A 14,890-nucleotide genomic window follows, 5' to 3' on the forward strand; every position below is an offset into this window, starting at 1 on the left:
AGGGGTTCCCGACAGGATCGGCATGAGGCCGATCAGGGAATCAAGTCACCGACTGCGGCCAGCGACCGACGCAGTTGGATCAGGTCGAATTGCGGAAAGTGCTTGTCCGCGTTGCCCAGCAGCTCGCGAACCTGCTCGTCATAGGCGGCGCGGGAATCGTGGAGCAGCGACTCCCCCTTTTCGGTGATGACCGCGTACACCCCGCGACGGTCGTCGGGACACAGGTCCCGAATCGCCAGCCCCTTGGCCTCGAGCCGCGAGACGAGGCGGGTGACCGAACTCTGATTCAGCCCGACCTGCACGGCGAGGTCGTTGACCCGCAATTCCTTGTCGGCGGCGGCACTCAGGTGCGCGACGGCGCGATACTCGGTCAGTCCGATGCCGTGCTGATCCGCCAGCCACTTGCCCAGACTCACGTCCACCGCGGCCGCGAAGGCTGCCACTCGAGACCAATCCGCGCTCACCTCGCGGCTCATCGCGTCACCTCCCCGGTAGGTATCTGTATGTGCATACACTTAAATTAGCACGCGGACACAGCGCGCACAAGCACCGAATACAGTTCCGGCCCCGCACCACTCGATGAGCAGTGCGGGGCCGGAACGGCAGATAACAGCCGAAGATCAGTCGACGCCGAGGTAGGCCGACATCACCGCGGGGTCGGTCAGCAGCGCCGCACCCGGACCGGTCTTGGTGACCTCACCGGTTTCCAGGATGTACGCGCGATCGCTGCGCGTGAGCGCCTGCTGGGCGTTCTGCTCCACCAGCAGCACCGTGGTGCCCTGGCGGTTGATCTCGCTGATGATCCGGAAGATCTGCTGAATCACCATGGGCGCCAAGCCCATCGACGGTTCGTCCAGCAGCAGCAGCTTCGGCCGCGCCATCAGCGCACGGCCGATCGCGAGCATCTGCTGCTCACCGCCCGACATGGTGCCGCCGACCTGCTTGCGCCGTTCGGCCAGACGGGGGAACAGTTCGAAGACCCAGTCCAACGTCTGCTGGTACTCGGCCTTGGTCTCGAAAGGCCTGCCGTAGCAACCCATATCGAGGTTCTCCGCCACGGTCATACCGGGGAACACACCGCGACCCTCCGGCGCCTGGATCAGACCCTCGACCACCCGGTCGTGCGCCTTCATCGCGGAGATGTCCTTGCCCTGGAACAGGATTCGTCCCGAGGTCAACGGCAGCAGACCCGACAGCGCCCGCATGGTGGTGGTCTTGCCCGCGCCGTTGGCACCGAGCAGGGTCACCAGTTCGCCTTCGGCCACCGACAGCGAAATGCCGTGCAGCGCTTCGATACGGCCGTAGTTCACGACCATGTCCTGCACCTCGAGCAGCGGCACCGGCTTCTCGACCACGACCTCGTCCTCGGCCGTCTCGACCACCACGGTCGCCGGAATCGGCGGCGGGGTAGCGCCCTCTTCAGCCGCGGTGACGGATTCCTCGCGCACCTCTTCGATGGTGTCCGCGTCGGGCACGCCGAGGTAGGCCGCGATCACGGCCGGGTCCTCACGCACTTGCGCGGGCAGGCCGTCGGCGATCTTGCGGCCGAATTCCAGCACCACGATCCGGTCGGTCACGCCCATGACCAGGCGCATGTCGTGCTCGATGAGCAGCACGGTGTAGCCGTCGTCGCGGATCTTGCGGATCAGGTCCATCAGCGCCGACTTCTCGCTGGGGTTGAATCCGGCGGCCGGCTCGTCCAGGCACAGCAGTTTGGGCTCGGTGGCCAGCGCACGCGCGATCTCGAGCCTGCGCTGATCGCCGTACGACAGGTTGCGGGCCTTCTCCACCGCGCGCGGTGCGATGCCGACGAACTCGAGCAGCGCCATGCCGCGTTCGATGGCATCACGCTCCTCACGCTTGAACTTGCGCGTACGGAACACCGCGCCGGGCACCGAGGTGGTGTGGCGCGCGTCGGTGCCCACGACCACGTTCTCGAGCGCGGTCATCTCGCCGAACAGTCGCACGTTCTGGAACGTGCGCGCGATACCCATGCGGGTGATCTCGTTGCGCTTGGTCTTGGCCAACGGCTGACCGTCGAAGGTCACCGTGCCGCCCGACGGCTTGTAGACGCCGGTGATCGCGTTGAAGCAGGTGGTCTTGCCCGCGCCGTTGGGGCCGATCAAGCCGAGGATCTCGCCGCGGCGGATCTCGAAACTGACGTCGTCCAACGCGGTCAGACCGCCGAACTTCACCGTCAGACCGTCGGTGACCAGCAGCGGCTCGCCCACGGCGGTTTCGATCGCGCGATGCGGCGCGACCACCTCGGCCACGGTCTCGGCATCGGCGAGCTCGGGCATCACCGCGGTGACGTCGACCTCACCCACGGGCTCGACCTCGGGCGGGGGCTGGTAGCCCGCCGCCATGTCGTCGTTGTCGTACAGCGCGTCTCCCGCGCCCGGCCCCGTCATTGCCCTGCTCCGATCGATTCGGTCGCCGGCTTACGCACGACGGCCTGGTACACCTGTCTGCCGTAAGCGAGCAGCTTCTGCCGCACAGGGAACAGGCCCTGTGGCCGCAGAATCATCATCACCACGAGCGCGATGCCGAAGTAGAGGTACTTCAGGTCACCGAGGTTCTGCGCGCCGCCCTTGCGGAACAGCAGCACACTGCCCAGCAGCAGCAGGCCGAAGATCGCCGCGGCGACCATCGCGCCGACCACCGAGCGTTTGGCCCACACGCCGAGCACGTCCTTGCGCCAGCGCCACAGCAGCCACAGCCCGACCAGCAGCGCCACGTCGAGGCCGAGCAGCAGGTAGCCGGTCGACTCGTTGGACACCAGCTGCACCGACTGCAAGCGCATCGGCAGGTAGGCCACGAGGAACGCGCCCACGATCACGCCGAGCTTGTTGCCCGAACCGCCGAGCACGACCGCGCACAGGAACAGCATCGACAGCACGACGTCGAACTGCCGGGGGTTCACGTAGGTGACCTGACCGGCGTACATCGCACCCGACAGACCGCCGACCGAGGCGCCGATCACGAACGCCCACAGCTTGAACTTGAAGGTCGGCACGCCCATGATCTCGGCGGCGTCCTCGTCCTCGCGAATGGCGACCCAGGAGCGGCCGACGCGGCTGCGCTCGAGGTTGCCCACGATCAGCAGCACCACGATCACCAGGACCATGCCCAGCCAGAACCACCAGGTGCCGTTGCTCGCCCGGTCGAGGGGGTTCCAGCTGCTGGGGTCGCCGAGGTTGCCGGGCGAGAAGAACCCGCCGGGGTGCTTCTCGGATTCACCGACCTCCGGGTAGGCGATCTTGGACAGCCCGAGGCTGCCGTTGGTCAGGTCGCCGAGGTTGTCGGCCATCAGCCGCACGATCTCGCCGAAGCCCAGCGTCACGATCGCCAGGTAGTCACCGCGCAGGCGCAGGGTCGGCGCGCCCAGGATCAGACCGGCAAGCGCGGTGAGCGCGACCGCGATCGGCAGGCAGGCGAGCCAGGCCCAGCCCGAGGTGAGCCAACCGTTGGCGTCGGTCTGGTTCCACGGGCTGTTCGGGCTGGTCAGCAGACCGACCGTGTAGGCGCCCACGGCATAGAAGCCGACGTATCCCAGGTCGAGCAGACCGGCTTGGCCGACCACCACGTTCAGGCCGATGGCGATCAGCGCGTACATGGCGAACTGCGCCATCACGCCGCCGAAACTCACACCAGGGGTGTCCAGCAGCGGGGGCGGGAACAGCGGCAGCAGCGCGAGCACCGCCAGGATCGGCACGCCCACAGCCCACTGGGCCGGACGCGACAGGCCGTCCCACCACACGCGCAGCGCGTCGCCGAGACCGCGTCGATCCTGCTGTGCCACAGGAGCTTTCGGGGTTTCCGGGGTTTTCGAGTCTTTTGTCAGGTCGGTCATGCGCGTGCCCTCCCCAGGCTCTCGCCGAGGATGCCGGTCGGTCGGAACATCAGCACGGTCACCAGCAGCACGAACGCGACCACGTCACGCCATTCGGTGCCGAACAGGATCTGGCCGTACTGCTCGGACACACCGAGGATCAGCCCGCCCAGCAGTGCGCCGCGCAGGTTGCCGATGCCGCCGAGCACCGCGGCGCTGAACGCCTTGATGCCGAGGATGAAGCCGCCCGAGAAGACGATGCCGGTGGGAATGTAGAGCGTGTACAGCATCGCCGCTGCACCGGCGAGCAGACCGCCGATGAGGAAGGTCAACACGATGACCTTCTCCCGCGAGACACCCATCAGGGTCGCGGTGTCGGGATCCTGGGCCACCGCGCGGATGGCCCGGCCGAACTTGGTGCGGTTGATGACGATCTCGGTGCTCACCGCGAGCACGATCGCCGAGGCGAAGATCACCAGCGCGACGTTGGTGACCTGCGCGCCGAGGAAGGAGAACTGCACCTTCGGCTCGACCAGACGAATACCGGTCTGCGCGTTGGAACCGCCCAGCCCCGGCTTGATCTTGGGCAGGATGTAGTGCACGAACTCCTGGATCACGAACGACATGCCGATCGCGGTGATCAGGAACGCCAGCGGCTTCGCGCCACGCTTGCGCAGCGGTCGGTAGGCGATTCGCTCGAGGCCCACCGCGGCGATGCCGGAGACCATCATGCCGAACAGCATCGCCACGCCCAGATAGAGCACGGTGAGCAGCACACCTTGGGAATACACGTTGCCGCTGGGCGCGAAGCCCAACAGTTCCAGGCCCACATAGGTGCCGAACATGCCGAGCATGAAGATCTCGGAGTGGGCGAAGTTGATCAGGCGAAGCACGCCGTAGACCAGGGTGTAGCCCACCGCGACCAAGGCGTAGATCGAGCCGTAGGTAAGGCCGTCAACGGTCAATCGCCAGAATTGGTCGATCACCCCGGTGACGTTGAAATCGATGGAGCCCTCGGCTAACAGGGCCACACCGAGCGAAGCCGCTGATGTCATGATTTCTCTCGCGTCAGGACAACGGTGCGCGCGGCATTGCTGCCACGCGCACCGGTGCACACGTCGTATGTACTACTTGACCTGGTACATCCAGATCTGGATGTTGTCCAGTTCGCCGGTTTCGCTCCACTTGTAGTTGCGGGCGAGGCCGGTGCCGCTGTAGCTACGGACGTAGTCGACGAGCTCAGCGCGCGTGACCTTACCCGAGTCGATGCCCTTGAGCAGAATCGTGGCCAGGTCATAGCCCTCGACGGAGTAGACGCCGGGCGCCTGACCGTTGAGCGCCTTGTAATCGGCGGCGAACTTCTCCGGCGCCGGGCTGCACGGGCAAGACAGCAGCGCGTCCTTCGAGGAAGCACCCGCCTGCCGGACGAACTCGGGGTCGTTGGTGCCGTCGGCGGACACGAACGTCGCGGTCACGCCGCCCGAACGCAGCTGCTGCACGAAGGGCGCACCCTCGGCGTAGTAGCCGGCGAAGAAGATGGCGTCAGGCTTGGCCGCGGACAGCTGGGAAACCGCTGCGGAGAAGTCCTTGTCACCTTCCTTGATGTTGGTCGCGCACGAGGGATCGACCGCGGAACCCGCGGCGGTGGTGAACGCCTTGGCCAGGCCGACACCGTAATCGGTGTTGTCCTGCACGACGCAGATCTTCTTGAAGCCCTTTTCGCCGGTCAGGTAGTTGGCCACGGCCGGACCCTGCGAGTCGTCGTTGCCCAGGCCGCGGAAGAAGGTCTTCCAGCCGTTGGTGGTCAACGAGGGGTTGGTGGCCGACGCCGTCAGCGTGGGCATGCCCGCTTCGCTGAGGATCTGGCCGGTCGCCTTGGTCTCACCCGAGAAGGTCGGGCCGATCAGCGCGACGATGCTGGGGTCGGCGACGATGGACGGGATCACATTGGTCGCGACCTGCGGCTTGCCCTCGGTGTCGAACTGCTTCACCGAGACCTGGCAATCCGGGTTGGCCTTGTTGTGCTTGTCCAGCGCAACCTTCACGCCCATGATGATGTTGATGCCGAGCGCGGCGTTGCCACCGGTCAGCGGGCCCGCCATGGCCAGGTTCACCGGCGCGCACTTGGCCTTGCCATCGCCTGCGGGATCCGCGGCGGTACCGGCGTCGCCCGTCGCGACGGCCTTGCCCTTGGTATCGAGCTGTACAACCGACTGGATCGAGAGATCGGTGTTGCCGCCACCGCCACCATCGGACGACTTGTCACTACATCCGGACAACACCAACGACGCGGCAGCTCCGATTACCAGAACTCCTCGCGTCGAACGACTGCGCCATGTCGAACTGAGCACGTCTCACCTCTATGTCCTGTGCTCCCCGGGTTCGCCGGGGGGGCTGACCACGTTCAGCCCGCAGAGAACATATCGCCGCTGTGTTAGATCCGCATAACATTCGCATCATGTCGGACGCTTCGTGTCCAGCAATAGTTAACGTTATTGTTTCGTTTACGTAAACATTTTCTGCTTTCGGACCCTGCGGCAGTAAGAGCAGAAGCGCGTTACTGCGGGGTGAGGTTCTCCAACACGACCTCCGCGACCGCCTTCATGGTGGTGCGGCGATCCATCGCGGTGCGCTGAATCCACTTGAACGCCTGCGGTTCCGACAAACCCTGCGTCTGCATGAGCACACCCTTGGCCCGCTCGACCAGTTTGCGCGTCTCCAAACGGTCTGACAGATTCGCGACTTCTGTTTCCAGCGCGGTGATTTCGTGAAAACGGCTCGCGGCCAGTTCGATCGCGGGCACCAGATCGGATTTGGTGAACGGCTTCACCAGGTACGCCATCGCACCGGCGTCGCGGGCCCGCTCGACCAGATCGCGCTGACTGAACGCGGTCAGAATCACCACGGGCGCAACACGTTTGGACGCGATCTCGGCGGCGGCGTCGATGCCGTCACGGCGCGGCATCTTCACGTCCATGATGACCAGATCGGGGCGAAGTTCCTCGGCGAGCTCGACGGCTTGCTGTCCGTCGCCCGCTTCACCGACGACGTCGTAGCCCTCTTCTTTGAGCATCTCGACCAGATCCATCCGGATCAAGGCCTCGTCCTCCGCGACGACGACCCGCTTGGCCGCGGTCTCACGGGTGGCGCCGGCTGCACTGGTGCTCATAGGTTCGACCCCTCTGGATTGGAGATGCCCGTCGATCACACCACGACCGGGCGTTGTAAACAGTACCTTTCGCGACCGCGCTTCAGACTGCGCCTGCGATGAGATCGCGCACACTGGGCGCGGGCTACTCCCCCGCGGAGCGCGGAGCAGATCCCGCGCTTCCGCCCTTGGTGCCGAGTGTGGGAATCGAACCCACACGTCCTTTCGGACAACGGTTTTTGAGACCGTCGCGTCTGCCAATTCCGCCAACCCGGCGCACCGCGGTCACTATAGCGTGTCGACGCGCCGAGACGCGAACCGCCTGCTCCGCGCGGCGAACGGAGCCGTTCGACGACCCCGCCGGGCGCCCTGCCCACGGCCTCCGGCGCCACCCTCCCACGGTCGCGGCGGCAGTTATTACCGAACAGCATTATCGCGATCGGAAGAAGTGACGACCAACACATATCACTGGGAGGTTTCCAGACCATATCTCACGGGTATCACGGTCACACACAACAGATTTGCGCATCACGATTCATGTACGGCATCCAACCGAAAGGTGAATAAGTAGTACCGCGCTTGTGATGGTTACAATTCCGACCTACTGCGTGACAATCGACCCGATTACGGTAGCGGTATGCACGTGCTGTTCGTCTGCAACTCCAATGTCTGCCGTTCCGTGATCGCCGAACGGCTCACCGTGGCGTTCGCGGCGGAGCACGGATTACCCGGCCTCACCGCGGAGAGCGCGGGCACCCGTGCGCTGGTGGGCTTTCCGCCCGAGCCACTGGCCACCGAGACCATCGCGGGTCTGGGCGGCGACACCACCGGCTTCAAGGCGCGAAAACTCAAGCCGGAGATGGTCGATCGCGCCGACCTGGTGCTGACGATGACCGATTCGCTGCGCGATCAAGTCGGCGAAATGGCGTTCGGTACCGGACCGCGCACCTTCACGCTGGCCGAGGCGCACCGCATCGCCAAAGTCACCGGCGCGAAATCCATTGCCGCGCTGCATCACGCGCGCGACAACCTGGCCTATGTGAGCCGGGAGAACATCGCCGACCCGATCGGACTTTCCCCGCAGGCCTTTCTCGAGGTGGGCGACCGTATCGCCGAATTGTTGTTTCCCGTGTTGGGTGCGCTGGCCCCGCACGAACAGACGAAACTGTCCGGCGGCGACGACCGCGGCGGCCTGGTGATAGGACCCGATCAGCAGGGACCGCTGTCGGCGTTCCTCGCCGCCCAGCGCAGGCGCTGACGAAGGACCGACGAAGGCCTGTTCGCCACGGCGCGCAGGGATTACACTTCGGCGCGAACGTGGCGGTTACCCCTTGCAGGTTCGACACACGACGGGACGACAGACTTGCCGAAACGCATTTCGGATGTTTCGCTGCACGTGTACGTGACGCCGGAGACCCTGGACCGCATCGTCGCCGATGTCCGCACAGCGGTGCACGACCACGTCCAGGACCGCGACGTGTACGCCTGGCGGTTCACCCTGCCCGTCGACGCGAACGATCCGGTCCATCACGACCTCGAATCACAGTGGCGCGGTGACCATCCCGGCCTCGACCCTGATTCGCAGAGTACGTACGAGATCGCGCTGAGTCTGGTCGGCGCACCCGACGATCTCACCGACGCCGACATCGCCGACCTCGAACACGGTCTCGCGCTGGCCGTATACGGCGCCACCCCACCACAACCCGGCCACGGCGTGCCGTTCCTCTTGCGCGCGCATCAACGCACCGACGTGGTTGCCCCACAGCTGGACCACGAATTGCGTTGAGCCGGTAGGACTGCGGCCCGTACGACCCTGCTCAGCCGCGAGCCGGGAAGTGCCGGATGACACCCTCTTGCACGGTGGTGGCGATCAATTCGCCTGTGCGCGAATAGAACCGGCCCGTGGCCAGTCCCCGCGAACCCGCCGCCACGGGAGATTCGGTGCAGTACAGCACCCACTCGTCGAAGCGGAACGGCCGATGGAACCAGATCGAGTGATTCACCGTCGCCGCCAGAATTCGGTCCAGCCCCCAAGACAAACCGTGGGTGGTGATGATCGAATCCAGCACCGTGGTGTCCGACGAATAGCCCAGTGCCGCGGTGTGCAGCAGCGGATCGTCGGACAGCATCCCGTCGGTGCGCATCCAGACCCGGTTGTGGTTGAGCTTCTCGCCGGTGCCCTTGAGAATCCACGCCGGATCGTTGGTGTAGCGCATGTCGATCGGGTGCGGGGCGTTGATGAACATCTCGAGCTTGTCCTCGAAGCCCACGAAGCTCTCCTCGATCCGCGGCAGCGTTTCGGGATCGGGAACGTCGGGGCCGTCGTGCGAGTGTTCCAGGCCCTTGCCGAAGTCCTGGAACGCGGCCAGCATCACGAACAGTTCCTGGCCGTCCTGGCTGGCGGTGACCGTGCGGTTGGCCAGCGCGCGACCGTCGCGGTGCCGTTGCACGTGGTACTCGATCGGCTTCTTCACATCACCGCCGCGCACGAAATGCGCGTTGATCGCGTGCAAGGGCCGCTCCCCCGCCGTGCGGCCCGCCGCCATGATCGCCTGCGACACCAGCTGCCCGCCGAAGGTGCGACTCCACACCTTCTCGGGATGGTTGCCCAAGAAGGTGTCCTCGCCGATCGACTCGAGATCGAGCAGGTCGAGCAACACCCGCAGATCGGGTGTCGGCTCGCCCTGGGTGGTTTCGAGTTCGATCGAGCTGTTCACTACTAGTGGTCCTCTTCGCCGATGCGGTGCACGTGGATCAGGTTGGTGGAACCGACGGTACCCGGAGGCGAACCGGCGACGATGACCACCAGGTCACCCTTGCGATAACGCTCCAGCGACAGCAGCGCCTGGTCCACCTGGTGGATCATCGCGTCGGTGGTGTCCACCATCGGCACGATGAACGTCTCGGTGCCCCAGGTCAACGTGAGCTGGCTGCGCACCTCGGGGATCGGGGTGAACGCCAGCAGCGGCAGCGGGGTGTGCAGTCGGGCCAGGCGGCGCACGGTGTCGCCGGACTGGGTGAACGCGACCAGGGCCTTGGCGTTGAGGCGCTCGCCGATGTCGCGCGCGGCGTAGGAGATCACGCCGCGCTTGGTGCGCGGCACGTGGGTCAGCGGTGGTACCCGCGACGTTTCCGATTCCACCGCGGTCACGATGCGGGCCATGGTGCGCACCGCGTCGATCGGCCAGGCGCCCACCGAGGTCTCGCCCGACAGCATCACCGCGTCGGCGCCGTCGAGCACCGCGTTGGCCACATCGGAGGCTTCCGCGCGGGTGGGGCGCGAGTTCTCGATCATCGACTCGAGCATCTGGGTGGCCACGATGACCGGCTTGGCGTTCTCGCGCGCCATCTGGATCGCGCGCTTCTGCACCAGCGGCACCTGCTCCAGCGGCAGCTCGACACCGAGGTCACCGCGCGCGACCATCACCGCGTCGAACGCCAGCACGATCGCCTCGAGATTCTCGATCGCCTCGGGCTTCTCCAGCTTGGCGATCACCGGGACGCGACGACCCACGCGGTCCATGATGTCGTGCACGAGCTCGATGTCCGACGGCGAGCGCACGAACGACAGCGCGATGAAGTCCACGCCCAGGGCCAGCGCGAATTCCAGGTCGGCGATGTCCTTTTCCGACAGCGCGGGCACCGACACGTTCATGCCCGGCAGCGACAGGCCCTTGTTGTTGCTGACCGGCCCGCCCTCGGTGACCCGACACACCACGTCGTTGCCGTCCACCGCTTCCACGGTGAGGCCGACCTTGCCGTCGTCCACGAGCAGGCGGTCGCCGGGCTTGGCGTCCTGCGCGAGTTCCTTGTAGGTGGTGGACACGCGATCGTGGGTGCCGTCGACCTCGTCGACGGTGATCCGCACCTGCTCGCCGGTGGCCCACACGGTCTTGCCGTCGGTGAAACGGCCGAGGCGAATCTTGGGGCCCTGCAGGTCGGCGAGGATGCCGACCGCGCGGCCGGTCTCGTCCGACGCCGCGCGGACCATCTTGTAGTTGTCGGCGTGGTCGGCGTGGTCGCCGTGGCTGAAGTTCAGCCGCGCCACATCCATGCCGCTTTCGACGAGCTCCCGAATACGATCCTGGGTGGCAGTGGCCGGCCCCAGGGTGCACACAATCTTCGTCCGTCGCATCACGCCCCCCACCCTAGTACTCGGGAACCGCCGAGTCTTTTCGCCTAGGGGGTTGTACGTTTCGTTCTACTTCTGTTCACGAGAACACGCGTCACCGAACAGCGACATGTCTGGAAAGTCTTGTTTCCAGGCGGGTTTGGCCGAAGCCGAGGATCAGGCAGATCACCCAGTAGTAGATCGCCGCGACGCCGTAGAGGGCGAAGAAGTCGAACGTGGGCGCGGCCGCGAGTTGGGCGGTGCGCAGCAGTTCGGTGACCAGGATGGTCGAGGCCAGCGATGTGTCCTTGACCAGCGAGATCAACGTGTTCGACAGCGGCGGCACGGCGATGCGCGCGGCCTGCGGGAACACGATGTACCACAGGGTCTGCACGTAATTCATGCCCAGCGATTCCGCGGCTTCCCACTGCCCGTGCGCCACGCTCAGAATCGACGAGCGCACCACCTCCGCGGCGTATCCGCCGACATTGAGGCTGAACGCGATCACCGCCGCCGGGAACGGGTCGATGACGATCCCGAACTGCGGCAGCGCGTAGAACACGATGAACAGCTGCACCAGCAGCGGGGTGCCGCGGATGATCGAGATGTAGCAGCGGGCGGGCACCGACAGTGCCCGCCGCGACGACATCCGCGCCAACGCCACCCCGACCGCGATGGCCAGGCCGATGACGAAGCTGATGGCGGTGAGCGGCAACGTCATCGTCACCGTGGCCTTCAGCATCGGCACCAGGTTGTGCCGGATCAGCTCCCAGGTAGCGGGATCCATCCGCTATTTGCTGACGTCGGTGCCGAAGTACTTCTCCGACAGTTTCGCCAGGGTGCCGTCGGCACGCAGTTCCTCGAGCGCCTTGTCGACGTCGGCGGTCAGCTTCGTGTCGTCCTTGCGGGCGGCGAAGGCCTGCTTGCTGGTCTCGCCGGTCTGCGCGGCGATCTTGATGCCGGTGTCACCGGTCTTCTTGGTGTACTCGCCCACCGCGAGGGTGTCGTTGACCGTGGCGTCCACGCGACCTGCCTTGAGCAGCTGCACGGCCTGCACGAAACCTTCCACCGCCTCGACCTTGGCGCCCGCACCCGAGGCGACCTTGCTCCAGTTGCTGGTGGCCGACTGCGCGGTGGTCTTGCCCGCGAGGCTGGCCAGCGACGTGATGGAGGTGTTGTCGGACTTGGTCACGATCACACCCTCCGACGTCGTATACGGCTGCGACAGCGAGTATTTCGCCGCACGCTCAGGGTTCACCGTGACCTGGTTGGCGACCAGATCGAACCGCTTGGACTCCAGCCCCGCGAAGATCGAGTCCCACGGCGTCTGCACGAATTCGACCTTCTTGCCCAGCTTCTCACCGACCGCGCGCGCCACCTCGACGTCATAGCCGGTCAGCGTGCCGTTCTCCTGGTAGCTGAACGGCGCGTACGTGCCCTCGGTACCCACCTTCAGCACGTTGGGGTCGGACGCGGACGAGCAGGCCGACAGACCCGTCGCGGCAACGACAGCGAGTACAGCGGCGGCAACAAATTTGCGCACGGACAATCCCTTTCTCCGCTGCGCGTATCAGCACGCGCAGGCTCAGCGACGCTACGGCGCCGCCACGGACCGACACAGAGTATCGCTCATCATGATCGGAACTCCGCTGCGACGAACGAAACGGGCACCCCGCGTTCGGTGGAGTGCCCGTTTCCTGTCGTGTGTGCGTGGCGATCAGTCGCGCAGCGGGCGGCCTTCGACATCGGGCACCTTGCCGGTGAGCATCATGATGCCGTCGATCAGCGGCCAGATGCCACCGAAACCACAGGTCAACCACGTGACTGCGATCTGGGCGATGGCGATGCCGGTGTGGCCGAGGTAGAAACGGCCGACGCCGAAACCGCCGAGGAAGATCTGCAGCAGGCCGGCGGTCAGCTTCTGCTTGTCCGAGAACGGCACGCCGTACATGTCGCGGCCGTAGGGCGCTTCCGGATCGTTCGGGTTGTACCCGTGCGACATGCCGCCGTACGGCTGACCGTAACCCGGCTGCGCGTACGGGTCGACCGGCTGGCCGTACTGCGGCTGCGGGGCACCGTACTGCGGCTGGCCGTAACCGGGCTGCGCCTGCTGCGCGTAGGGGTCGGAGGGCTGACCGTAACCCGGCTGCGGCTGCTGCGCGTACGGGTCCGAGGGCTGACCGTAGGCGGGTTGGCCGTACTGCGGCTGGGAGCCTGCGTCCTGCGGCTTGTTCAAGTCGGGGCCGTACTGGGGATTGGGGTTATAGGGGTCGGTCACTCATGTCCTCCATCATTCGTGCGGGTACCCGTCGTGGCCCCCGGCCGGTGCGCGATCGGCCGAACGGCGGTGCGCGCGCGACGATCACCGGCCATTGTGGTCGGTGGACCTTGCCGCTGTCTTGTCGGGGGCGAGCCGATCACAGCCCGCCACCTGTTCGAAATATCGCGGCGGGGGGCCGGCATGGTGGCGGGGGCCCGCCGCTTACACGGAAAAAGGGGTGGGTGAGGACGTCGTCGGGCCCGGTTTGGGGGGGGGGGGGGGCGCGGACTTGGGGTCGGTCGCGGCGATCACCGCGGTCGCTTCGTCGGACTGTGCCGAATCTTGTTCAGTGGCAGCCGAATCCGCCTTCTTGCTGACGTCGACAGTCGTGCCGGAGTCGGATGCCGCGGCGGCGTTGTCGGCCACACCGGCAGCACGCAGCGCGGAGAGCTGCCACGGCCACGGGCGCGGCTCACCGTCGGGCTGCAGCTGCGCGGGCGTCTCGCGCCCCTTCGTCGCCAACGCGAAATAGGCCATGGCGCCGAGGAATACCAGCGCCGCGGTGAACGAGTTGATCCTGATGCCGAGGATGTGGGTGGCCTCGTCGCTGCGCAGCAGTTCCACGAAGAACCGGCCGAAGCTGTAGCCGGCGACGTAGAGCGCGAACAGTCGGCCGTGGCCGATCTTGAAGCGCTTGTCCACCTGCACCAGCAGCACGACGATCAGCACGTTCCAGACCAGCTCGTACAGGAACGTGGGCTGCACGACCTCGAGCACCCGCCCGGTCGACACCCCGTTCATCATGTCGCGCGCCCCGGTTTCGGGATCGAACCGTTCGTAGATCTCCAGACCCCACGGCACGTCGGTGGGGCGACCGTAGAGCTCCTGGTTGAAGTAGTTGCCGAGTCGGCCGATCGCCTGGGCCAGCAGCACGCCGGGTGCGACCGCGTCGCCCAGCGCGGGCAGCGGGATCTTGTACATCCGGCAGCCGATCCAGGCACCGATGGCGCCGAAGAACACCGCACCCCAGATACCGAGGCCGCCCTGCCAGATATACAGCGCTTCGATCGGGTGCTTGCCCTCGCCGAAGTACTTCTGCCAGTCGGTGGCCACGTGGTAGATCCGGCCGCCGACCAGCCCGAACGGCACCGCGAACATCGCGACATCCAGAATCGCCCCCGGCTGCCCACCACGCTCGCGCCACCGGCGCTCACCCCACCAGATGGCCACGACAATGCCGAGGATGATGAACAGTGCGTACGCCCGAAGCGGGAAGGGTCCGAGTTGCCAGACCCCCTGGGGCGGACTCGGAATGTAAGCCAGGACTGAGTTCACGGCCACCACGTTAGTTCAGTGCCGTACCGAGGAGTGACCGTGGCCCGAACCATCCAGGTCTAAAACATGACCACACACCATCTGGACGAATGATCACCACGCTCTCAGCGAGCCATCGCCCGAGAAGGGACCACGACCAGAGCGTGGTGATCAACTGTCCAACGGGACGAGCCCGCGTGTACGGCCGCCAGACCCGACCGCGCA

The 14,890-nt window shown here is 66.0% G+C and carries 14 protein-coding genes, 1 tRNA gene and 1 pseudogene; 2 read left to right on the forward strand and 14 right to left on the reverse strand.

Annotation, left to right across the window (positions count from 1 at the left end; translation table 11 throughout):
- Positions 1 to 32 precede the first annotated feature (32 nt).
- The 8 genes and pseudogenes from ACFWU5_RS12270 to ACFWU5_RS12305 all read right to left on the reverse strand — a co-directional run bounded on the left by ACFWU5_RS12270 (position 33) and on the right by ACFWU5_RS12305 (position 7,256).
- A complete protein-coding gene (locus ACFWU5_RS12270; protein WP_379267173.1) occupies positions 33 to 476 on the reverse strand; it encodes a MarR family winged helix-turn-helix transcriptional regulator in 444 nt (147 codons plus the stop codon).
- Between the two features lie 144 nt (positions 477 to 620).
- Complete coding sequence (locus ACFWU5_RS12275) at positions 621 to 1,316, reverse strand: ABC transporter ATP-binding protein (protein WP_379244757.1); 696 nt, start codon at positions 1,314 to 1,316, stop codon at positions 621 to 623.
- A gap of 144 nt (positions 1,317 to 1,460) precedes the next feature.
- Positions 1,461 to 2,300, reverse strand: a pseudogene (locus ACFWU5_RS12280) (ABC transporter ATP-binding protein); the annotation flags it as partial.
- Positions 2,301 to 2,407: 107 nt separating this feature from the next.
- The gene (locus ACFWU5_RS12285; protein ID WP_379267174.1) at positions 2,408 to 3,853 is read right to left on the reverse strand and encodes a branched-chain amino acid ABC transporter permease; all 1,446 of its coding nucleotides are present in this window, start codon (positions 3,851 to 3,853) and stop codon (positions 2,408 to 2,410) included.
- Positions 3,850 to 4,887, reverse strand: coding sequence for a branched-chain amino acid ABC transporter permease (locus ACFWU5_RS12290; protein WP_379267175.1), 1,038 nt, complete (start codon positions 4,885 to 4,887; stop codon positions 3,850 to 3,852). Before ACFWU5_RS12290 ends, ACFWU5_RS12285 begins: the two co-directional genes overlap by 4 nt.
- Positions 4,888 to 4,959: 72 nt before the next feature.
- Entirely contained in the window at positions 4,960 to 6,183 is a 1,224-nt protein-coding gene (locus tag ACFWU5_RS12295; RefSeq protein ID WP_379267176.1) for a branched-chain amino acid ABC transporter substrate-binding protein, read from the reverse strand.
- A 206-nt stretch (positions 6,184 to 6,389) separates the two neighbouring features.
- Positions 6,390 to 7,001, reverse strand: coding sequence for an ANTAR domain-containing response regulator (locus ACFWU5_RS12300; protein ID WP_379267177.1), 612 nt, complete (start codon positions 6,999 to 7,001; stop codon positions 6,390 to 6,392).
- Positions 7,002 to 7,169: 168 nt separating this feature from the next.
- Positions 7,170 to 7,256: transfer RNA gene (locus tag ACFWU5_RS12305), tRNA-Leu, on the reverse strand.
- A gap of 361 nt (positions 7,257 to 7,617) precedes the next feature.
- Between ACFWU5_RS12305 and ACFWU5_RS12310 the strand changes: the two genes are divergently transcribed.
- Together ACFWU5_RS12310 and ACFWU5_RS12315 are read left to right on the forward strand one after the other, a co-directional pair.
- The gene (locus ACFWU5_RS12310; RefSeq protein ID WP_379244522.1) at positions 7,618 to 8,238 is read left to right on the forward strand and encodes a low molecular weight phosphatase family protein; all 621 of its coding nucleotides are present in this window, start codon (positions 7,618 to 7,620) and stop codon (positions 8,236 to 8,238) included.
- A 105-nt stretch (positions 8,239 to 8,343) separates the two neighbouring features.
- Positions 8,344 to 8,766 carry a hypothetical protein gene (locus ACFWU5_RS12315; protein ID WP_379267178.1) on the forward strand — a complete coding sequence of 141 codons (423 nt, stop codon included), beginning with the start codon at positions 8,344 to 8,346 and terminating at the stop codon, positions 8,764 to 8,766.
- A 31-nt stretch (positions 8,767 to 8,797) separates the two neighbouring features.
- On the opposite strand, the gene ACFWU5_RS12320 is transcribed toward ACFWU5_RS12315, so the two are convergent.
- The 6 genes from ACFWU5_RS12320 to lgt form a co-directional block, all read right to left on the reverse strand.
- Positions 8,798 to 9,697 (reverse strand): acyl-CoA thioesterase, encoded by a 900-nt coding sequence (locus tag ACFWU5_RS12320; RefSeq protein WP_379267180.1) that lies wholly within the window; start codon positions 9,695 to 9,697, stop codon positions 8,798 to 8,800.
- A gap of 2 nt (positions 9,698 to 9,699) precedes the next feature.
- Positions 9,700 to 11,118, reverse strand: coding sequence for a pyruvate kinase (gene pyk, locus ACFWU5_RS12325; protein WP_379244516.1), 1,419 nt, complete (start codon positions 11,116 to 11,118; stop codon positions 9,700 to 9,702).
- An 88-nt stretch (positions 11,119 to 11,206) separates the two neighbouring features.
- On the reverse strand, positions 11,207 to 11,878 hold the full coding sequence (locus tag ACFWU5_RS12330) for an amino acid ABC transporter permease (protein WP_379244514.1): 672 nt from the start codon (positions 11,876 to 11,878) through the stop codon (positions 11,207 to 11,209).
- Positions 11,879 to 11,881: 3 nt separating this feature from the next.
- Positions 11,882 to 12,634: an amino acid ABC transporter substrate-binding protein gene (locus ACFWU5_RS12335; protein WP_379244512.1), complete on the reverse strand. Its 753-nt coding sequence runs from the start codon at positions 12,632 to 12,634 to the stop codon at positions 11,882 to 11,884.
- A gap of 174 nt (positions 12,635 to 12,808) precedes the next feature.
- A complete protein-coding gene (locus ACFWU5_RS12340) occupies positions 12,809 to 13,369 on the reverse strand; it encodes an NINE protein (RefSeq protein WP_379267181.1) in 561 nt (186 codons plus the stop codon).
- A gap of 204 nt (positions 13,370 to 13,573) precedes the next feature.
- The gene (gene lgt / locus ACFWU5_RS12345) at positions 13,574 to 14,695 is read right to left on the reverse strand and encodes a prolipoprotein diacylglyceryl transferase (RefSeq protein WP_379267182.1); all 1,122 of its coding nucleotides are present in this window, start codon (positions 14,693 to 14,695) and stop codon (positions 13,574 to 13,576) included.
- Positions 14,696 to 14,890: the final 195 nt, after the last annotated feature.

It is taken from the genome of Nocardia sp. NPDC058640 (assembly GCF_042716995.1).
Lineage (GTDB): Bacteria > Actinomycetota > Actinomycetes > Mycobacteriales > Mycobacteriaceae > Nocardia.

Excerpts from the sequence above, each read along its gene's own strand:
- ACFWU5_RS12270 (WP_379267173.1), bottom strand. The coding sequence starts at position 476 with ATGAGCCGCGAGGTGAGCGCGGATTGGTCTCGAGTGGCAGCCTTCGCG.
- ACFWU5_RS12275 (WP_379244757.1), bottom strand. The coding sequence starts at position 1,316 with ATGGTCGTGAACTACGGCCGTATCGAAGCGCTGCACGGCATTTCGCTG.
- ACFWU5_RS12285 (WP_379267174.1), bottom strand. The coding sequence starts at position 3,853 with ATGACCGACCTGACAAAAGACTCGAAAACCCCGGAAACCCCGAAAGCT.
- ACFWU5_RS12290 (WP_379267175.1), bottom strand. The coding sequence starts at position 4,887 with ATGACATCAGCGGCTTCGCTCGGTGTGGCCCTGTTAGCCGAGGGCTCC.
- ACFWU5_RS12300 (WP_379267177.1), bottom strand. The coding sequence starts at position 7,001 with ATGAGCACCAGTGCAGCCGGCGCCACCCGTGAGACCGCGGCCAAGCGG.
- ACFWU5_RS12310 (WP_379244522.1), top strand. The coding sequence starts at position 7,618 with ATGCACGTGCTGTTCGTCTGCAACTCCAATGTCTGCCGTTCCGTGATC.
- ACFWU5_RS12330 (WP_379244514.1), bottom strand. The coding sequence starts at position 11,878 with ATGGATCCCGCTACCTGGGAGCTGATCCGGCACAACCTGGTGCCGATG.